Origin of the sequence: Xanthomonas sp. LMG 12461 (genome assembly GCF_009192935.1) — a bacterium.
GTDB lineage: Bacteria > Pseudomonadota > Gammaproteobacteria > Xanthomonadales > Xanthomonadaceae > Xanthomonas_A > Xanthomonas_A sontii.
In genome coordinates, this window is sequence record NZ_NQYT01000037.1 from 36,722 (window position 1) to 57,244 (window position 20,523).

Genomic DNA, 20,523 nt, shown 5'->3' on the forward strand with positions numbered 1-20,523 from the left:
GGGTGGGGGAGCCGCGGATTACGCAGCCTTGGTGCCGCCGGCGGCCGGTGCGGCAGCGGCGTCGCCGTTGAGCCACACCATCTTGGCGCGCAGCTGCTTGCCGACCGTTTCGATGGGGTGGTCCAGATCGGCCTGCTTGAACTTCTTGTAGTTCGGCAGGCCGGCGTCGTATTCGGCCACCCAGTTCTTGGTGAAGGTGCCGTTCTGGATGTCGGTCAGCACGTCGCGCATGCGCTCCTTGGTCGCCGCGTCGATCACCCGCGGGCCGCTGACGTAGTCGCCGTACTGCGCGGTCTCGGAGACGAACTCGAGCATGCGGGTGATGCCGCCTTCGTAGAACAGGTCGACGATCAGCTTCAGTTCGTGCAGCACTTCGTAGTAGGCGATTTCCGGCTGGTAGCCGGCTTCCACCAGCACTTCGAAGCCGGCCTGCACCAGCGACGAGGCGCCGCCGCACAGCACCGCCTGCTCGCCGAACAGATCGGTCTCGGTCTCTTCCTTGAAGGTGGTCTTGATCAGGTTGGCGCGCGCGCCGCCCAGGCCGGCGGCGTACTCCAGCGCGAACTGCTCGGCCTTGCCGCTCTTGTCCTGGTACACCGCCCAGATGCACGGCACGCCGCGGCCGATCTCGTACTCGCGCCGCACCAGCGCGCCCGGGCCCTTCGGCGCGACCAGCACCACGTCCAGGTCGGCGCGCGGCTTGATCATGTCGAAGTGCACGTTCAGGCCGTGCGCGAACAGCAGGCAGGCGCCCTGCTTCATGTTCGGCGCCAGCACTTCTTCGTACAGCTTCTTCTGCACCATGTCCGGGGTCAGCACCGCGACCAGGTCGGCGTCCTTGACCGCCTCGGCGGGGCTCTTCACCACGAAGCCGTCGGCCTGCGCCTTGGCTTCGGTCGGGCCGCCGGCGCGCAGGCCGATGGTGACGTCGAAGCCGGACTCGCGCAGGTTCAGCGCGTGCGCGCGGCCCTGGCTGCCGTAACCGACGATGGCGATCTTGGTGGTGGGCTGGGCGGAACTGGTCATTGTGCGGATGTCCTTGAACGGTGTTGGAGTGGAGAGGGGTCTTGCATTCGTGGTCACTGAAACGAAAAACCCCGCGCCGTTGCCGGTGCGGGGTCTGATCGAATCCTGGCTGCTTGTCGCTTACACGCCGGTTCGTCCCGCACTTGTGGGCGAGGTAATAAGCACGAGTACGAGGAGCGACGCAGCAGCGTCCGCGCGCAACGCGGCGGGCTGGCGGGTCGACTTCGGGCGGGTGTGGCGCTGCAACATGCAGCGAGATAACCATGGGCTTTGCGCGACTGTCAACTGTGTTGCGGGCCTCCGCGGGCGAATGTGCCGAAAGCCGCGCCAGCACTGCATGGTTACGCATGAAACGGAGGCGGCGCAGGCGACGAATGGCGCCAATTGCGCGGAAATCCGGCCTTTGCGATGGCGCGATGTGAGCGCCTGCGCGGCGGCACCCGCCGCACTCGGGTACGGTGGGCGTCCCCTGTTCTCCGGAGAGCCGCGCATGTCCGTTTCGCTTCCTTCCCTGCCGCGCCTGGCGCTCGCGCTGGCACTGGCGACGTCGGTGCCGGCGCAGGCCGCCGACCGCATCACCGGCCAGCCGTTCGCCACGCGCTCGGAAGTGATCGCCCCGCACTCCATGGCCGCCACCTCGCAGCCGCTGGCCACGCAGATCGCACTGGAGACCATGCGTGAGGGCGGCTCGGCGGTGGACGCGGCGATCGCCGCCAACGCCGCGCTGGGGCTGATGGAGCCGACCGGCAACGGCGTCGGTGGCGACCTGTTCGCCATCGTCTGGGATCCGAAGACGCAGAAGCTGTACGGCTACAACGGCTCCGGCCGTTCGCCGAAGGCGCTGACCCTGGCCGAGTTCCAGCGCCGCGGGTTGAAGGAGATCCCGGCCACCGGTCCGCTGCCGGTCTCGGTGCCCGGTGCGGTCGACGGTTGGTTCGCGCTGCACGAACGTTTCGGGCGCAGGACGATGGCGCAGAACCTGGCGCCGGCGATCCGCTACGCCCGCGACGGCCATCCGGTGGCCGAGACCATCGCCTACTACTGGGATCGCTCGGTGCCGCGGCTGTCGCAGTACCCCGGCTTCAAGGAGCAGTTCACCATCGACGGCCGCGCCCCGCGCAAGGGCGAGCTGTGGAAGAACCCGAACCTGGCCAACACCCTGCAGCAGATCGCCGACGGCGGCCGCGACGCGTTCTACAAGGGCCCGATCGCGCGCACCATCGATGCCTACTTCAAGGCCAACGGCGGCTTCCTGCGTTACGAGGATCTGGCCAGCCACCACGGCGAATGGGTCGAGCCGGTGTCCACCAACTACCGCGGCTACGACGTGTGGGAACTGCCGCCCAACAGCCAGGGCATCGCCGCGCTGCAGATGCTCAACATCCTGGAAGGCTACGACTTCTCCAGGATCCCGTTCGGCTCGGCCGAGCACGTGCACCTGTTCACCGAAGCGAAGAAGCTGGCCTTCGCCGATCGTGCGCGCTTCTACGCCGACCCGGCGTTCCAGCCGGCGCCGCTGGCGCGGCTGATCTCCAAGGACTACGCCGCGCAGCGGCGCGCGCTGATCTCGATGGACCGCGCGCTGAAGGAAGTGCAGCCGGGCACGCCGAAGCAGTTGGAAGAGGGCGACACCATCTACCTGACCGTCGCCGATGCCGACGGCATGATGGTGTCGCTGATCCAGTCCAACTACCGCGGCATGGGCAGCGGCATGGCGCCGCCGGGGCTGGGCTTCATCCTGCAGGACCGCGGCGAGATGTTCGTGCTGCAGAAGGACCATCCCAACGGCTACGCGCCGGGCAAGCGTCCGTTCCAGACCATCATCCCCGCGTTCGTGACCAAGGACGGCAAGCCGTGGCTGAGCTTCGGGGTGATGGGCGGGGCGATGCAGCCGCAGGGCCACGTGCAGATCCTGATGAACCTGATCGATTTCCACATGAACCTGCAGGAGGCCGGCGACGCGCCGCGGATCCAGCACGACGGCTCCACCGAGCCGACCGGGCAGGCCACGCCGATGCGCGACGGCGGCGAGCTGAACCTGGAAACCGGCTTCGCCTACGACACCATCCGCGAACTGATGCGCAAGGGCCATCGGGTGATCTTCGCCGACGGGCCGTACGGCGGTTACCAGGCCATCGCGCGCGACCCGGACAGCGGCGTGTACTACGGCGCTTCGGAAAGCCGCAAGGACGGGCAGGCCGCCGGCTACTGAGGCCGGCCGCGCGCGGGGGCGTTCATTCCTGTGCGCGGGGCGCCGCCGCGTCTGCGTCGTCCCGCGCCGCCTGTTCGCGCGCGATCCAGGCCTCGATCATGTGCCTGGCGCGTTGCGCCTGGCGGCGTTGGCGGTTGGACTCGGCATCGAGCACGCGGTACAGCGACACGATCACCAGCACCATCAGCAAGGCGAACGGCAGCGCCGCGATGGTGATCACGCCCTGCAGCGCATCCAGGCCGCCGGCCAGCAACAGCACCGCGGCGATCAGTGCCACCGCCACGCCCCACACCAGCTTGCGCGCCAGCGGCGGGTCGCCGGCCTCGTCGGTGGACATGCTGGCCAGCACCAGCACCGCTGAATCGGCGGAACTGACGAAGAAGATCATCAGCAGCAACAACGCCACGCTCGACAGCAGCAGCGACCCCGGCAGGCTGTCGAACAGGGTGAACAGCACCGTCTCGTAGCCGTTGTGCAGCGCCTGCAGCATGTCCACGTGGCCGAACAGCTGCGACCACAGCGCGGTGCCGCCGAACACCGAGAACCACAGGAAGCCGAGCAGGGTCGGCGCCAGCACCACGCCGACGACGAATTCGCGCACGCTGCGGCCGCGCGAGACGCGGGCGATGAACGCGCCGACGAACGGCGCCCAGGCGATCCACCAGGCCCAGTAGAAGATGGTCCAGTCGGCCACCCAGCGGTCGCCGGAGAACGGCGACATGCGCAGGCTCATCGTCACCAGTTGATTGAGGTAGGCGCCCAGCGTGGTGGTGAAGGTGTCGAAGATGAAGCCGGTGGGGCCGAGCACCAGCACCGCGGCCAGCAGCAGTGCCGCCAGCGCCAGGTTGATGTTGGACAGCCACTTGATGCCGCGTTCCACACCGGTGCTGGTGGACAGCATGTACAGCACGAAGGCCACGCCGATCACCGTCAACTGCAACGGCACTCCGGCGTGCACGCCGAACACGCGCTGCACGCCGGCGGCGATCTGGATGGTGCCGAAGCCCAGGGTGGTCGCCACGCCGACCGCGGTGGCGACCACCGCGGCGATGTTCACGCACTGCCCGATCCAGCCGCGGTGATGGCGGCCGATGACCGGCTGCAGGATGTCGCTGATCAGCCCGCGGCCGTTGCGGTTGTACTGGAACCAGGCCATCGCCAGGCCGATCAGCGCATACACCGCCCAGGGATGCAGGCCCCAGTGGAAGAAGGCGTAGCGCATCGACGCGCGTGCCGCCTGCATGCTCTCCGGCGCCAGCCCCTCCGGCGGTTTGAGGAAATGCGAGATCGGCTCGGCCGCACCCCAGAACACCAGGCCGATGCCCATGCCGGCGGCGAACAACATCGACAGCCAGCTCCCGCGCGAGAAATCCGGCTCGGCGTCTTCGCCGCCGATCCGCAGGTTGCCGAAGCGACCGAACGCCAGGTACAGCAGGAAGCTCAGGGTCAGGAACACGATCAGCAGGTACAGCCAGCCGGCACTGCGGATCACGTCGGTCAGCGCGGTCTGCACCACGTCATTGAAGGGGCCGGGGGCAACGCCGGCGATCAGGACCAGCAGCGCCACCAAGGCGATGGAAATGCGGAACACCATGGGGGCGTGTCTCCAGTCGTGGAACGGATGAGAGGCGCTACGGCCGTCAGACCGACCCACGGCAAACGGGCGGGGAGACGACGCAGCGGGTCTGCACCGGCGTCGCGTCGCGCCCATGACGTGTGGCCTGCCGCATCGCAGTGCCGGTGCACTGCACGGTCGCGCCACATCGAACGTTTGGCGCCAAATCCAGGAGCGGTCGGGCGTTGCGATGGCCCCATGTTCGCGAAGACGACGTCATGGTCGTGTCGTCGGCAGGTCTGCCGATCCGCATCCCTTGCATGATGGTGATCCCGGTTGGAGCGTGTGTCGCTGCGAGGGCGCGGCGGGAGCCGATACCATGGCCGCAGCACCGAGGGAGACGCCGATGGCCTTGTTCTCACGCAATCCCGATGCCGACGCCGCGCCCGTTGCCGGTTTGCCGGATGCGCCGATCGCCTTGTTGCGGCTGGAGTCCGATGGTCGCGTGAGTGCCGCCAACCGTGCCGCCCTGGACCTGCTGGGCGTCCCGGCCGAAACGCTGCTCGGCGCTGCCAGCGAGGCGGTCTGGGGCTTGCCGCTGTCCGCCCTGGTCGACAGCGAAGGCAGTTGGCAGGCGCCGGGGGGCGATCCCGCGCGCCGCGTGCGCTACCAGCGCGACCGCGATCGTGGCGGCCAAGGCTGGCTGCTGTCGCTGCCGCATCCGGAAACCGCGGCGCTGTTGCGCGACGTCGCCCTGCTCGGTGCCGGCCAGGCACAGGGTGCGATCAGCCCGGCGCTGCAGGCGCTGGCGCAGCGGATCCAGGAGGGCGTGGCGGCGCAGGCGCTGCTCGATCGGGTCGGCGAGCGGCTGACCGGCTGCGATCTGGATCTGGGGCTGCACACGCCGCTGTCGGCGCAGGAGGCCGAGGCGATGCCGGGGCGGCGCCTGTCGGCCGGTTTCGGCAACCTGGCCGAGGCGATCCGCCAGGCGGTGGCACTGTCGCTGCAGATCGCCGCCGACGTGCCGCACGTGGTCGCCGAGAACGACGAACTGGCGCGGCAATCGCAGACCCAACTGGATGCGCTGCAGACGGTGCTCGCCACCACCCGGCAATTGCTGCAGAGCCTGCACGAGATGGATCGCGACCTGCGCGCGGTGATTGCGGTGGCGGCCAGCGCCGACGACAGCGCCCACCAGGGTGTGGAGGCGGCGCGCATCCTCGGCCAGGCGATGCAGGAGCTGGCGCGGCGTTCGGCACGCGCCAACCAGGTCATCGAGGTGATCGATGCGGTCGCATTCCAGACCAATATCCTCTCGATCAACGCCAGCATCGAAGCGGTGCATGCCGGCCCGGCCGGGCGCGGTTTCGCGGTGGTCGCCACCGAGATCCGGCAACTCGCCGAGCGCGCTGCCACCGCGGCACGCGACGTGCGCAGCATCATCGGCGAGACCGGCGCCGCCCTGCAGGACAGCGCGGCCTCGGCGCAGCGCACCGAGCAGGTGCTGGGCGGCATCGGCGCGTTGCTCGGTCGCGCCAGTGCGGCGATGGAGGCGGTGGCCGGCCGCATCGCCACGCAGAGCGGAGAGATCGGCGGCATCGACCGTGCCATCGAGCACGTGGTCGGGCTCAGCCGCAGCAATCTGCAGCACGCCGCGCAGGTGGTGCAGCGCAGCGCCGACCTGGCCGCGGGCAGCGACACCCTGCACGACTGCGTGAATCTGTTCCGGCTGCCCGCCGATCCGATGCGCCAGCCACGGCATGCGCGCGTGCGCGATCTGGCCCAGGCCGCCGCGGTCAGCGTCGGCCTGGCCTTCGAGGCAGCGCTGATGCGCGGGCGCATCGGCGAGGAGGCGCTGTTCTCCACCGAGTACGTGCCGATCCCCGGCATCGACCCGCCCAAGTACCGCACCGCATTCGATGCGTTGTGCGACGAGCTGTTGCCGCCGCTGCAGGAGCCGCTGCTGGCCGCGCATCCGTGGATCGTGTTCGCGATCTGCGCGAACGTCGACGGTTACGTGCCGACCCACAATCTGCGCTTCAGCCAGCCGCTCAGTGGCGACCGCGCGCGCGACCTGATCGGCAACCGCAGCAAGCGCATCTTCGCCGACCGGGTCGGCCGCAATGTCGGCCGCCACACCGAGCCCTATCTGCTGCAGGTGTATCGGCGCGATACCGGGCAGATCCTGTTCGACCTGTCGGTGCCGGTGCATGTCCGCGGGCGCCACTGGGGCGGCTTGCGCGTGGCCTACATGCTGGAATGAGCCGGCGCGCGCGTTGGCAAAAAAATGCCGCCGGCAGTGCCGGCGGCGATGAGAGAGAGCTCTGATTCTTGTGCGCGCAGGCTAGGCCGGCCACGTGGCCGCGGTTTGTCGCCGGCGCCGTCGCGTGTGGCGGCGCTGACACATGCGCGCGGCGGCTGTGCCGGCGTTCAGCCGCATCGGTTGGCGGCGAGCGGCGGAAACGGGTCTAATAGCCGCAGAAGCGGGGGTACCGTCGGCGCAGGCCGCGGTTGAGACAGTCCCTTCGAACCTGATCCGGCTGATACCGGCGTAGGGAAGCTTCGCAAGTCCGCTGCGGGCGCGTGCGCGTCCGGGGCGGGCCCGCGCCGCCGCTTCGTCCGAGATGCGAGTCCGCTCGCACCCGTCCCGCTTCCCCTGCGGGTCACTTGAACCAGGACGAACGCCGATGAACGCCGTACCCAATCCGCTGCAGCAGCAGACCGACACCTTGTCCGCGGCGGTGACCCGCCCGATCCCCGGTTCGCGCAAGATCTTCGTGCCGGGCTCGCGCGCCGATCTGCAGGTGCCGATGCGCGAGATCGCGCTGACCCGCACGCCCACCGTGTTCGGCGGCGAGGAAAATGCCCCGATCACCGTCTACGACACGTCCGGGCCGTACACCGACCCGCAGGCGCGGATCGATCTCGGCGCCGGCCTGGCGCCGCTGCGCGCCGCCTGGATCGCCGAGCGCGGCGACAGCGTGGCGCTGGCCGGGCTCAGTTCGCAGTTCGGGCGCGCGCGCGAGGACGATGCGCGCCTGCAGGCGGTGCGCTTCCCGGCGAGGCGTCTGCCGCGACGCGCCCGCGACGGCGCCAACGTCACCCAGATGCATTACGCACGGCGCGGCATCGTCACCCCGGAAATGGAGTTCGTGGCGATTCGGGAGAACCAGCGCCTGCAGGACCTGCGCGATGCGCAATTGCGCGCGCAGCACCCCGGCGAAGCGTTCGGTGCCGCCATCCCGCGGCAGATCACGCCCGAGTTCGTGCGCGACGAGATCGCCCGCGGACGCGCCATCCTGCCGTGCAACATCAACCATCCGGAAAGCGAGCCGATGATCATCGGCCGCAACTTCCTGACCAAGATCAACGCCAACATCGGCAACAGCGCGGTCAGCTCCGGCATCGCCGAGGAAGTGGAGAAACTGGTGTGGGCGATCCGCTGGGGCGGGGACACGGTGATGGATCTGTCCACCGGCAAGCACATCCACGAGACCCGCGAATGGATCGTGCGCAACTCGCCGGTGCCGATCGGCACCGTGCCGATCTACCAGGCGCTGGAGAAGGTGGATGGCCGCGCCGAGGAACTGACCTGGGAAATCTTCCGCGACACCCTGATCGAGCAGGCCGAACAGGGCGTGGACTACTTCACCATCCATGCCGGCGTGCTGCTGCGCTACGTGCCGCTGACCGCCAAGCGCGTCACCGGCATCGTCTCGCGCGGCGGCTCGATCCTGGCCAAGTGGTGCCTGGCGCATCATCGCGAGAACTTCCTCTACACCCACTTCGAGGACATCTGCGAGATCATGAAGGCCTACGACGTGGCCTTTTCGCTGGGCGACGGCTTGCGCCCGGGTTGCATCGCCGACGCCAACGACGCCGCCCAGTTCGGCGAACTGGAAACGCTGGGCGAATTGACCAGGCTCGCCTGGAAGCACGACGTGCAGACCATGATCGAGGGCCCCGGCCATGTGCCGATGCAATTGATCAAGGAGAACATGGACAAGCAACTGCGCGAGTGCGGCGAGGCGCCGTTCTACACGCTGGGGCCGCTGACCACCGACATCGCGCCCGGCTACGACCACATCACCTCGGCGATCGGCGCGGCGATGATCGGCTGGTTCGGCACCGCGATGCTGTGCTACGTCACGCCCAAGGAGCATCTGGGCCTGCCCAACCGCGCCGACGTGCGCGACGGCATCATGGCCTACAAGATCGCCGCGCACGCCGCGGACCTGGCCAAGGGCCATCCCGGCGCGCAGGTGCGCGACAACGCCTTGTCCAAGGCGCGCTTCGAGTTCCGCTGGGACGACCAGTTCCATCTCGGCCTGGATCCGGAGAAGGCGCGCGAGTTCCACGACGAGACCCTGCCCAAGGACGCGCACAAGCTGGCGCATTTCTGTTCGATGTGCGGACCGCACTTCTGTTCGATGAAGATCACCCAGGACGTGCGCGACTACGCCGCCGCGCACGGGGTCGATGCGGACGCGGCGCTGCAGGCCGGCATGGCGGAGAAATCGGCGCAGTTCCTGGCGTCCGGCGCGCAGGTGTACCGCGCCGAGTGAGCGCACGGCGGTCGGCGCCGCAGGGCGCCGCCGCCGTTGCCCGCGTGGACCTGGTCGCGTGCCTGCGCCAGGCCGCGCCTGCCTGGCAGGCGAACGCACGACAGGTGCGGCCTGCGTCCGAGTCGCGACGACGGAGGCTGGCCGCACGGGCGTCTATGATGCGCGCTGGTCGCCACAGGGAATGTCTCATGCTGCGCTATGCGCTCGCGCTGCGTCGCCATCCGTCCGCGCTGCTGCTCGGCGTGCAGTTGCTGGGCGTGCTGCTGTATCCATGGATGGAGGACACCGCGGCCGGCCGCGCGCTGTTCGGTGCGTTCGGCATCGTGGTGCTGGCGCTGGCCCTGTGGGTGGTCGACCGGGGACCGGCGGCGCTCTGGATCGCCTGTTGCCTGGCGCTGCCCTCGGTGGCGCTGTCCATCGCCGCGGCGCTGCTCGGCAATCCGGCGATGACCGCCTGGGCGCAACTGCTGGAAAGTCTGTTGTACTTCTATACCGCCGGCAGCCTGATCGCCTACATGCTGCAGGACCACGTGGTCACCCGCGACGAACTCTATGCCGCTGGTGCCACCTTCACGCTGCTGGCGTGGGCCTTCGCGTTCGTCTTCGCGGTGTGCCAGCAATGGCTGCCGGGCAGTTTCACCGCGGCCGTGGATCCCGCCTCGCCGCGGACCTGGATGGAATTGCTCTACCTGAGCTTCAGTGTGCTCTCCGGCGTTGGCCTGAGCGATGTGGTCCCCGTGCTGCCGTTCGCGCGCGCGCTGGTGATGATCGAACAGTTCGCCGGGGTGATGTACATCGCCCTGGTGGTGTCGCGGCTGATCGGGCTCAGCGTCACACGGCACATGAAGGTATGAACGTGGCGTAAAAAAAAGCGCGCCCAGGGGCGCGCAGTCATGGAACGGTTATGTGAATTTCGTCGGCGGAGAGAGGGCCTGAATGCGTCGTCGCGGTTGGCGACGGCGACGACTAGAGTAGAATCCGGGGACATGTCGCGCTTGGCGACATCCGCTGCCTCGTTTTGCCGAGTTTGCTCGTTGGCTCCCGCTGCGGGGCCACGCGTGGCCGCGTCGCCGCCGCATCTGCGGCACTTCCGTCACGGCGTTTTCTTCGTTGTCGAACATGTCTTTTCCATCGTCCGCCACACCGACGCCTCCACAACGGATGCAGGTCGGCGATTGCCTGGTGCTGCTGTCCTTGCGCGAGGTGCACGCACCGCGCGCGCGTCGGCCGCAACGGCTCACGCCCAAGGCGATGGGCGTGCTGCGGGTGTTGCTGGCGCAACCGGGCCAGGTGGTGGAACGCGAAGTGCTGTTGGCGCAGGTGTGGCCGGACACGCAGCCGACCAACGACGTGGTGACCCAGGCCATCACCCAGTTGCGCAAGGCCTTCGCGGCCGGCGCGCGTGGCGAGGCGCCGGTGTACATCGAGACCCTGGCCAAGACCGGCTACCGCCTGGTGGCGCCGGTGCAGGCCCTGCCCGATGTCGAGGCCGAGGTGGGCGCGACATCGGCCGCGTTCGGGGAGGCCGATGCCGCAACGGCGACGGCCGTCAGCGTCGCTCCAGCCGTGGCCCCCGCAGCGCGGCGGCGTGCGCCGCCGTGGCTGGCCGCCGCGGCCGGTGCGGCCGCGATGCTGGTCCTGGCGCTGGCCTTCTGGTGGTGGTTCGCGCGCGATCCCGCGGCGCCCGCCGACAGCGCCGAACAGGAGCGCGTGCTGGGCAGCCCGAAACGCCCCTATCGGCTGATCACCGCCCTGTCCGGGTTCAAGCTGGAGCCGGCGCTGTCTCCGGACGGCGCGCAGGTGGCCTATGCCGCACGGACCACCGGCAGCGACGGCACGCAGTTGCTTGTGCAGCCGACCAACGGCGCCGCCGGCAGTACCGCCCCGCGCTCGCTGGGTGTGCCGGCCCGCGGCGCGTCCGACCGCCTGCCTTCCTGGTCGCCCGACGGCACGCACATCGCCTTCGCCCGGCTCGGCGCGGACCGGCAGTGCCGGGTCATGCTGGTGCAGGCCGACGGGCGCGCGCCCGCGCGCGAGGTCGCGCGCTGCGACGACAGCGAATTGCTCAGCTTCGACTGGACGCCGGATGGCCATGGCCTGGTCTTCGGCAGCATGAGCGGACGCCAGCCGGCACGCGGCATCCGCGTGCTGGATCTGGGCAGCGGGCGCTGGAGGGCATTGGACTATCCGGTCGCCGCCGGCGATTTCGATTACGCGCCGCGCTACTCGCCGGACGGCAAATGGATCGCCTTCGTGCGCAATCCGCAGATGGGCGGGCTGTGGCGGATGCCCGCCGCAGGCGGTACCGCCGAGCCGCTGACCCATGAATTCGCCGAGATCCGCGGCTGGGACTGGGCCCGCGACGGGCGCGGCATCGTGTTCGGGCGCCGGGTCGATGGCGAGACCCGGCTGTACCGGCTCGACACCCAGACCCGGCGCTTGCGCGATCTGGGCTTGAGCGATGCCCAGGCGCCGCGCCTGTCCCGCGACGGCGGCAGCCTGGCGTTCGTGCACCGGCGCCCGCAGTTCGCCGTGTACCGCATCCCGGCGCGCTCGGCGGGCGCGCCACGCGAGCGCCAGCGGCTGTTCGCGTCCACCGGCCGCGACGGGCAGCCGAGCATCGCGCCCGACGGGCGCCAACTCGCCTTCACCTCCGATCGCGACGGCAGCTATGCGCTGTGGTGGGGCGACGTGACCCAGCCGAGTTCGTTGCGGCTGATCGACGGCGTGCGGCCGGAGACCCGGCAGCCGCTGTCGTGGTCGGCCGACAGCCAGGCGCTTCTGGTCAGCGGCCGCGATGGCCAGGGGCGTTCGGCGATCTACGAGGTCCGCCCCCGGTCCGGCAGCGTGGCGGCCTTGCCGGTGCCGGCCGGCGAGCCGCTGCAGGCGTTGTACACCGCTGACCCCGGACAATTGCTGGTGGTGCTGGGCGAGAACGGCCGCACCCACCTGCAGTTGTACGACCGGCGCACGGTGCCCTGGCGGCCCTTGGCGACCTTGCCGGATGTGTCCCAAGTCCGCACCGATCCCGCCACTGGGGAGATCCTGTTCACCCGGCTCGCGCGCAGCGGCCTGTGGCGCGCCGATGCCAGCCTGGACCTGGCCAGCGTGCGTGCGGTGGACGACAGTCTGCCGTCGCTGTGGCGCTACCGCAGTTGGGCGCTGGGGCCTGGCGGGGCGGTGCATTACCTGTTCCAGACCGGCGAATGCGCCAGCCGGATGGCGCGGATCGGCGCTGGCTTCGACGCCAGCGTATGCCTGGACCGCGACCATTTCAGTGCGGTCAACGGCTTCAGCATCGATCCGCGCAGCGGCGACGCCTATGTGGCGCTGGCGGTCGAGGACGGCAGCGAAATCGGCTTCGTCCACCTGCACGAACAGCCGGAATGGTTCTCTGTGATCTCGCGCAACTGGTTGATTGGAAAGAATAAATAGGTTTCGTAAATTGTTCGTGAGGGCGTCGTGGCGATTTCGGACAACTATCGCCGAAACGTCCTGACCTGACGCCAGATTCGGCAAAGACTGCGCACCGGTTTACGTCAAGCGGGTGCTCGGATGCGGCAAGCGTTTCTGGTCGATCATGGACAACAGCTGGTGCTGGATGCGGACGAGGCGCTGTCGGGTCCGGCCTGTCTGGGCGCGGCGCGCCTGGCCAGCGTGCAGGCGTCGGCCAACGCCTTCACGGTCTGGCTGCAACTGCGCGGCAGCGCCTGGATCGAGGCCAAGGAAGGACGTTTCGCCCTGCGTCGCGGCCAGTGGCTGGCCTTCGAGCGCGATTCGCGGCCGCTGTTGCAGACCGACCGCGATGGTCTGTGCATCGGCCTGAGCCTGGACGGCGAGGCGCTGAAGGCCTTGGGGCGGATGGCCGACGAGACCTTGTATGCGGGGCGCGGCGAGTTGTCGCTGCGCGAGACGCGGACCGCCTTGCGCCTGTGGCGGCAGGCGGCGGCGCGGCCCGGCGATGCGTTGGCGATGCGGCCGGTGCTGCTGCATCTGGCCTCCATGCAGGGCGAGTTGTCGCGCCGCGTGCAGCGTTGTCCCGGGCGCTCGCGGATGCGCAAGCGCCAGGTGTTCGGGCGCATGCAGCGTGCGCGGCTGTATCTGGACGGCCATCGCGACCGCGTGGTGCGGATCAGCGAACTGGCCGAGCTGACCAACTTCTCCGGCTGGTACCTGTCCAAGACGTTCCAGAGCCTGTACGAGGAAAGCCCGCAGGCGTTGTCGGCGCGGCTGCGCCTGGAGCGCGCGGCGGACCTGTTGCGCGACACCACCATGATGATCGGCGAGGTGGCCGCCGCCAGCGGATTCGACAATTGCTGCAGCTTCGCGCGGGCGTTCCGTGCGCGCTTCGGTGTCTCCGCCTCGCAATATCGGCATGGCAGTCCCGTGCCGCCAGAATCGGCAAAGTCTGCGGGCGGCAGCGGCAAAGCAGCCGCGCTCACCGGAACGTAACGTGCCGGGGGCGTCTTAACACGCCCCTAACGTTACCCTGGAGAGATTGATGAACCTTCGCACTCCCGCAGTGCGGCTGGGCTTGCTGCCCGCCAGCATCGCGATCGCGTTGACGCCGGCAATTGCCGGCGCGCAAGAGTCCACCGCCACCGACGGCAACCCGACCAACCTCGACCGCATCGAGGTCACCGGCTCGCGCATCCGCCAGGCCAGTTCCGAGACCGCGCAACCGGTGATCGCGCTGCAGCGCGCCGACATCGAGAGGCAGGGCTTCACCAGCGTCGCCGACATCGTGCAGAACCTGGCTGCGACCGGTTCGCCGGCGATCAGCCGCGCCGACGCACTGTCCTCGGGCGAAGAAGTCGGCGGCCAGTACGTCGATCTGCGCAACCTGGGCCCGGAGCGCACCCTGGTGCTGCTGGACGGCAAGCGCATGGGCATCAGCTCGGCAGGCTACAGCGACCTGGCCTCGATCCCGACCTCGATGGTCGAGCGCGTGGAAGTGCTGACCGACGGTGCCTCGGCGATCTACGGTTCCGACGCCATCGCCGGCGTGATCAACATCATCACCCGCAAGAACTTCAACGGCCTCGACGCCAGCGCCTACATCGGCCAGTACGGCCAGGGCGACGGGCAGAAGCAGACCTACAGCTTCGCCTACGGCACCACCACCGACCGTGGCTCGCTGAGCCTGGGTGCGGAGTACAGCAAGGAAGAGCCGGTCTACGCCAAGGACCGCTCCTTCACCGCCTCGCCGAACGGCGTCTACCACCCGGTGCCGACCAGCGACGCCGCCGTCAACGGCTGGAGCGCCGCCACCAACCGCGGCGTGCTGATCGATGGCGACGACAACTGGTACACCCTGAACCAGGGCGGCAACCCCGCCAACATCGGTGACTACCACCCCACCGATTACCGCGACTACACCAACGCCAACCAGGAAATGTTCCTGCAGACGCAGATCGAGCGTCGCTCGGTGTTCGCCAACGGCAGCTTCGACCTGACCGACAACCTGCGCGCCAAGGCCGACGTGCTGTACACCCGTCGCGAGACCTTGCAGCAGATCGCCGGCTACCCGTACCAGTCCGAGGTCTATTCGACCCCGCTGGCCGCCGACAGCATCTACAACCCGCTGGGCACCGAAGCCAACTTCATCCGCCGCACCTCGGAAGTGCCGCGCAAGACCCGTTCTGAGCTGGAAACCTTCCGCTTCAGCGGCGGTCTGGAAGGCTCCTTCCAGCTAGGCGACAACTACTGGGATTGGGACGTGGGCTACGTCTACAACCAGAACAAGGGCACCAAGACCGGCGCCGGCAACCTGTTCATTCCGAACGTGACCAATGCCGTCGGCTCCTCGTTCGTCGACGCCAGCGGCGTGGCCCGCTGCGGCAACGCCGGCAACGTGATCGCCGGCTGCACGCCGTGGAACCCGCTGCTGCCGTACGGCGCCACCGGTGCCGGCTCGTTAGCCGATCCCGCGCTGCAGGCCTACCTGTTCCTGCCGTCGCACGACACCTCCACCACCACTACCAAGATCTACAGCGCCAACCTCAGCGGCACCCTGCTGAGCCTGCCCGCTGGCGACCTGGCGATGGCGGCCGGCTACGAGCACCGCAGCGAGGACGCCAAGTACGAACCGGACGCGCTGCTGCAGTCCGGCCTGAGTACCGACTTGGCCGGCGCACCGACCAAGGGCGGCTATTCGCTGGACGAGGTGTACCTGGAGTTCAACATCCCGGTGCTGGCCAACATGCCGTTCGCCAAGGAGCTATCGTTCGACGTGGCCGGCCGCTACTCGGACTACAACACCTTCGGCGACACCACCAACAGCAAGTTCGGCCTGAAGTGGAAGCCGATCGACGACCTGCTGGTGCGTGGCACCTACGCCACGGGCTTCCGTGCGCCGACCGTGGCCGACCTGTTCGGAGGCACCTCGCAGACCTTCGACAACTACACTGACCCGTGCGATACCAGCTTCGGCTCGGCCGCGCGCAACCCGTCGGTCGCGCAGCTGTGCGGCGCGCAGGGCGTGCCGGCGAATTTCCGTCAGATGACCTCCGGCGGTGCCACCTCCACCGGTCCGGGCACGCAGTCGTACAGCGCGTTCGAGTCCGGCTCCAATGCGCAGCTGCTGCCTGAGACCTCCAAGACCTACACCGTAGGCCTGGTCTACAGCCCGAGCTACGTCAGCGGCCTGGACGTGAGCCTGGATTGGTGGAAGATCCGCATCGACGACGTGATCGCTGCTGAGTCGGTCACCTCCATCCTCAATCAGTGCTACGTGCAGAACATCGCCTCGGCCTGCGACCGCTTCACGCGTGCCGCCGAAGGCCGCAACATCAACCAGGTCGACACGGTCACGCGCACGCTGATCAACGGTGGCTACCAGGAAACCGCGGGTTACGACCTGGGCGTGCGTTATCGCCTGCCGGACACTGCATTCGGCAACTTCGTCGTTGACTGGAAGACCACCTACGTGGACTACCTGTCGTACAAGCGCGACAACGAATCGCAGACGCCAGTCGAACAGCGTAATGGCTGGTCCAGCGCAGACTGGGGTTCCAACTTCCGCGTGCGTTCCAATCTGAACCTGGATTGGAGCTTCGGCAACCTGGGCGTGAATTGGGGCGTGCGTTATTACTCCGGCACCAAGGAAGCGTGCTCGTACCAAGGCGGCAGCGAGTGCAACCTGCCGAACTTCTCCTCGGCCTACACCCAGCTGCAGCCATCGCGCGAAGTCGGTTCCAACACCTTCCACGACGTGCAGGTGCGTTACACCGCGCCGTGGAATGCGACGATCGCGGTGGGTGCCAACAACGTGTTCGATCACCAGGGCGCGCAGATGTACAGCAAGCCGAACTCGAGCTTCTCGTACTACGGCGGCTTCGACATCGGTCGCTTCCTGTACATGAAGTACACCCAGCGTTTCTGATTCAGTCGCGTCTGAGCAACAAAGAAGACGGGCCGCAAGGCTCGTCTTTTTTTGGGCATTGCGCTGGATCATGTCGTTACTTGATCGAGCGGCTATTCGTAGATGACGGGTTGTTGCATCCCGTCGAGCCGCCCAGGCGATGGTGGCGCTCAGCCGGCATTGCAGTTTGCGGGTTGGATGTTTTCCAGTTGTATGCTCAATCCAGTAACGATGCTCGCTGCAAAGCAGTTGCCAGCGCAGTCATGTCGACGGCATCGCTGTAGGTTAGCATTGGACAGGATGCCTCCGGCAGACTGAATCGGGCTGGTGTCTTTGAAAGCGCCAAATTCTTTGATGTCTACACCTGCCGTTCTCGAAAACGAAATTGCAGCGTCGAAATCCTCTAGCTCTTGGCGTTCTTCAAAGTCGCCGCAATCATCGGCTGAGTCGATTTTCGAGAGCTCGATTGAAAATTTGTAGGCAGGGAATTTCTCGTCGAATCTTTTGATGACGTATTGATTGAGGATTGCGGCGCCATCTAGTCTTGTTTCCTGCGAGTAGCCTTTTGCCTTTTCCGAATTCAATGTGTCGAGCAAGGGTGAATAACTCAATTTGGTCTCCAGGATGGATGCCGGGCGCTCGGGTACTCAGGTTTTCGATAGTCATGTGGTGCTAGGTGTGCTCGCTACCCAGAGTTTCGAGGTTCAGCTTCGATGGGCGCCTCCGGATGCGGCTCTTACTTTCCACTGATCTTTGATCGAGTCACTTCTTCTATTCGAATGTCTTGTCGGGAATTATCACTGGCCGATGCGGCAGGGCCAGGAGGGGCGGGGGAAAGTAAGCCAGCTTCAGCCGCTCACCCTGGTGATGACTGTTTGCGTCACTATCTAGCCTGTCGCGGCGAATCGCGGATGTGCTGTGCTCGCGTGTCCGGTACAGGGCGTGCGCACGGTTGCGGCAGCAAGCGCGAAGGCCGGATCCGCTGATCAGGTCACGCCAATCGGGCGGTGCGACGGTGTGTGCACACGGACGTATTCGTACACCCGTAGTCCAGCAGAGCGGAGAGGTGGGTGCCCCTGGGAGGCGTCCCGCCGTTGCAGCCGCATGAGGCGGCCTGACCGGCCGTGCGCCCGCAGGCGCGTGGGCGTTGGCAGTGCTGCGTGATCGCAGGACTCCCTTTCCGCTCGCCATGCCTGGCGAGCGGTCGGACCAAGTCGCTCAGGCGCGGTAGCGCTGTGGCGCACAAGCGCCCAGCGGCCTATGCCGACGTCAGGCCCATCAGATTTTCCGCGTGCTCGCGCCAGCTCGGCAGCTTGTTGAGCATGCCGGTCTTGGCCAGGTACTCCTCGTCGATCTCCGAGCCGCTGGCCAGTGCCATCGCCACGTGCACCGCGCCGGTGACCCAGAAGCTGCGGGTGCTGGAGCGCTGCGGCTGGCGATGGAAGGCCACCGCCTCGATGATCGGCATCGGCAGGCCCCACAGGCCGAGCAGGTAGGCACCGGCTTCGGCGTGGCCCGGCCGGATGTCGTCGGCATCGGTGGGCGGCTCGCGCTCGTCGCGCACGCCCGGCAGCAGCAGGCCGATGTCGGCCAGCAGCGCCGCGGTCGAACCGAGTTCGACGCTGGAGGCCGGCAGCATCTTCGCGGCCAGCTTGGACGCCAGCAGCGAGCGCTGCTGCAGCGCGTTGCGCTCGGCGTTGGACAGCGCCTGCACCGAGAACACCTCGCTGGCCAGGACCAGGTCGCGCAGGGTGGCGGTGCCGAGCCGGGTCACGGCGGTGCGCAGGTCGGAAATGGTGCGGCCGTTGGAGAAGAACGCCGAATTGCACAGCTGCAGCACCTTGGCCGCGATCGCCGGGTCGGCCGAGACCAGCTTGGCCAGGTCGGCGGCGTTGCTGCCCTCGTCCTGCTCCAGCGCATGCATCAGGCTCAGGTACAGATGCGGCGGCGAAGGCAGCTTCTCGATGCGGCCAATGCTGGAACGCAGGCGCGGGTTGCCCAGCAGTTCCTGCAGTTCCTCCAGGCTGGTGACCGCCTCCAGCAGCATTTCCGGGGACAGCGGCAACGGCAGGAACCGGTGGGCCACGCCGATGATCCGCGCCGGCGGCGCGCGATTGCTCTGTTCGGCCTCGATCAGCGCGATGCGGATGGTTTCCGGGCTCAGCGTGCGGATCTGGCCGAGCAGGGTGGCGGTGGTCAGGTCCGGCAGCGTCGGCGCGGCGATCACCGCATCCAGGCGCACCGTGGCCGCCGCGGCGATCGCGGCATTGCCGTCGGCAACGCTCTGGACCTGCCAGTCGTCGCCAAGATCGCGAATGTATTCAGTGACTTCGGACGGAAGGCTGGCTTCGTCGCCGACGAACAGGATGCGCAAGAGTCTGTCCCCCAAGAAGAGCCGGATCGCGGACGGACCGGGCTCGGTGATGCCATGGCGCAATGTACCGCAAACCCCGAAGGGCGGCGCCCCGGCAACGGCAAAACGTGAAACGGATCAGCCACGGCGGGGCGGCGGCGCCCCGCCGTGGCGGCGGCTCAGGCGCCGGCTTCGAAGCGGGTCACGGACTCGCGCAGGATGCGCTTGGCTTCCTCGGCGTTGCCCCAGCCGTCGAGCTTGACCCACTTGCCCTTCTCCAGATCCTTGTAGTGCTCGAAGAAGTGGCCGATGCGCTCCATCCAGTGGCCGGACACCTGGGTGATGTCCTCGATGTGCGCATAGCCCTGGAACACCTTGGCCACCGGCACCGCCAGGATCTTCTCGTCGCTGCCGGCCTCGTCGCTCATCTTCAGCACGCCGACCGGGCGGCAGCGCACCACGCAGCCGGGCACCAGCGGCAGCGGCAGCACCACCAGCACGTCGGCCGGGTCGCCATCGCCGCACAGGGTGTTGGGCACGTAGCCGTAGTTGCACGGGTAGCGCATGGGGGTGGAGAGGATGCGGTCGACGAAGATGGCGCCGCTGGCCTTGTCCACTTCGTACTTGACCGGCTCGGAATCCTTCGGGATTTCGATGACGACGTTGATTTCTTCCGGCAGGTTCTTGCCGGAGGTGACCAGTTCCAGACCCATGCGCTAGCTCCAGTGGAGTGGCTTCTAAAGAGGCAGGCATTCTAGTCGGTTGGCTGTTGCAATGCAGCGCACGGCGGTTCGGAGGATTCCTACAGCGGTTTCGGACTCCATACCGGCCCGCATGGGGCGCATTCCGATGGTGCCGGAATCGGGCGGCGGCGATCCTGTGGCCACTGTCCCCACCCAAGGAGCAAGACGATGAACGGAATCCGGCAATCGATGCTGCCGCTGCTGGCGGTGCTGGTCCTGGCCTGCGGCGGTGCGCAGGCGCGACAGGCGCAGCAGGCGCAACCGGCCTACGTGGATGCGATGGACTATCCCGCCCCGGGCGAGGGCTGGGAGGCGTTCTCCGACCTGGAGCAACGGCTGGCGCACGACTTCGACCAGCTCTGCGGCGACACCTTCTGCGAAGGCGACTACAGCGACTACCGGCCGCTGCGCTATCGCTGCTCGGTGCGCCAGCGCGACGGGGTGATCGGGGAGTGCATCTGGAGCTTCGGCGCCAGCGAGGCCAGTATCGATGCGGGCACCGGCCGGGTCGTGGTCGATGCGCGGCTATGGCACTGCCGGACCCCGCTGCAGCCGCAGACCCGGCTGCACGCGCTGTATGCGGCGCTGTCGGGCGAGCGGCCGCTGTTCGCGCCGCTGCCGCACAGCGAGCACAGCATCAACGACGGCCTGATCGACTGCCTGTAGCGGCAAAGGACGCGCAGCAGGCGCCGGCATGTCGCCGATG

The 20,523-nt window shown here is 67.9% G+C and carries 13 protein-coding genes and 1 riboswitch; of the genes, 8 read left to right on the forward strand and 5 right to left on the reverse strand.

Annotated elements, in window-relative coordinates; translation table 11 throughout:
• Positions 1-18 precede the first annotated feature (18 nt).
• On the reverse strand, positions 19-1,026 hold the full coding sequence (gene ilvC, locus CEK68_RS10585) for a ketol-acid reductoisomerase (RefSeq protein WP_010343386.1): 1,008 nt from the start codon (positions 1,024-1,026) through the stop codon (positions 19-21).
• Between the two features lie 490 nt (positions 1,027-1,516).
• Here ilvC and ggt point away from each other — a divergent pair, with 490 nt between their 5' ends.
• The gene (ggt, locus tag CEK68_RS10590) at positions 1,517-3,238 is read left to right on the forward strand and encodes a gamma-glutamyltransferase (RefSeq protein ID WP_226977838.1); all 1,722 of its coding nucleotides are present in this window, start codon (positions 1,517-1,519) and stop codon (positions 3,236-3,238) included.
• A gap of 22 nt (positions 3,239-3,260) precedes the next feature.
• On the opposite strand, the gene CEK68_RS10595 is transcribed toward ggt, so the two are convergent.
• A complete protein-coding gene (locus tag CEK68_RS10595; protein WP_017914891.1) occupies positions 3,261-4,832 on the reverse strand; it encodes a BCCT family transporter in 1,572 nt (523 codons plus the stop codon).
• Positions 4,833-5,199: 367 nt separating this feature from the next.
• On the opposite strand from CEK68_RS10595, the gene CEK68_RS10600 reads away from it, so the two are divergent.
• The 6 genes from CEK68_RS10600 (at position 5,200) to CEK68_RS10625 (ending at position 16,742) form a co-directional block, all read left to right on the forward strand.
• Positions 5,200-7,056: a methyl-accepting chemotaxis protein gene (locus tag CEK68_RS10600; RefSeq protein ID WP_152239331.1), complete on the forward strand. Its 1,857-nt coding sequence runs from the start codon at positions 5,200-5,202 to the stop codon at positions 7,054-7,056.
• 212 nt (positions 7,057-7,268) lie between these two features.
• A riboswitch (TPP riboswitch) is annotated at positions 7,269-7,369 on the forward strand.
• A gap of 111 nt (positions 7,370-7,480) precedes the next feature.
• Positions 7,481-9,358 (forward strand): phosphomethylpyrimidine synthase ThiC, encoded by a 1,878-nt coding sequence (thiC, locus tag CEK68_RS10605; RefSeq protein WP_152239332.1) that lies wholly within the window; start codon positions 7,481-7,483, stop codon positions 9,356-9,358.
• 188 nt (positions 9,359-9,546) lie between these two features.
• On the forward strand, positions 9,547-10,212 hold the full coding sequence (locus CEK68_RS10610; protein WP_152239333.1) for an ion channel: 666 nt from the start codon (positions 9,547-9,549) through the stop codon (positions 10,210-10,212).
• A 307-nt stretch (positions 10,213-10,519) separates the two neighbouring features.
• Positions 10,520-12,793 (forward strand): winged helix-turn-helix domain-containing protein, encoded by a 2,274-nt coding sequence (locus CEK68_RS10615; RefSeq protein WP_226977839.1) that lies wholly within the window; start codon positions 10,520-10,522, stop codon positions 12,791-12,793.
• Positions 12,794-12,913: 120 nt separating this feature from the next.
• Positions 12,914-13,810 carry a helix-turn-helix transcriptional regulator gene (locus CEK68_RS10620; protein WP_152239335.1) on the forward strand — a complete coding sequence of 299 codons (897 nt, stop codon included), beginning with the start codon at positions 12,914-12,916 and terminating at the stop codon, positions 13,808-13,810.
• Between the two features lie 49 nt (positions 13,811-13,859).
• Positions 13,860-16,742 (forward strand): TonB-dependent receptor, encoded by a 2,883-nt coding sequence (locus CEK68_RS10625; protein ID WP_193314165.1) that lies wholly within the window; start codon positions 13,860-13,862, stop codon positions 16,740-16,742.
• 149 nt (positions 16,743-16,891) lie between these two features.
• On the opposite strand, the gene CEK68_RS10630 is transcribed toward CEK68_RS10625, so the two are convergent.
• From CEK68_RS10630 to ppa, 3 genes are all read right to left on the reverse strand, one after another.
• On the reverse strand, positions 16,892-17,332 hold the full coding sequence (locus CEK68_RS10630; RefSeq protein WP_152239336.1) for a hypothetical protein: 441 nt from the start codon (positions 17,330-17,332) through the stop codon (positions 16,892-16,894).
• A 647-nt stretch (positions 17,333-17,979) separates the two neighbouring features.
• Positions 17,980-19,095 (reverse strand): HDOD domain-containing protein, encoded by a 1,116-nt coding sequence (locus CEK68_RS10635; protein ID WP_152239337.1) that lies wholly within the window; start codon positions 19,093-19,095, stop codon positions 17,980-17,982.
• A gap of 158 nt (positions 19,096-19,253) precedes the next feature.
• Positions 19,254-19,787 carry an inorganic diphosphatase gene (ppa, locus tag CEK68_RS10640; RefSeq protein WP_017917485.1) on the reverse strand — a complete coding sequence of 178 codons (534 nt, stop codon included), beginning with the start codon at positions 19,785-19,787 and terminating at the stop codon, positions 19,254-19,256.
• Positions 19,788-19,985: 198 nt separating this feature from the next.
• On the opposite strand from ppa, the gene CEK68_RS10645 reads away from it, so the two are divergent.
• On the forward strand, positions 19,986-20,483 hold the full coding sequence (locus CEK68_RS10645) for a hypothetical protein (RefSeq protein WP_152239338.1): 498 nt from the start codon (positions 19,986-19,988) through the stop codon (positions 20,481-20,483).
• Positions 20,484-20,523: the final 40 nt, after the last annotated feature.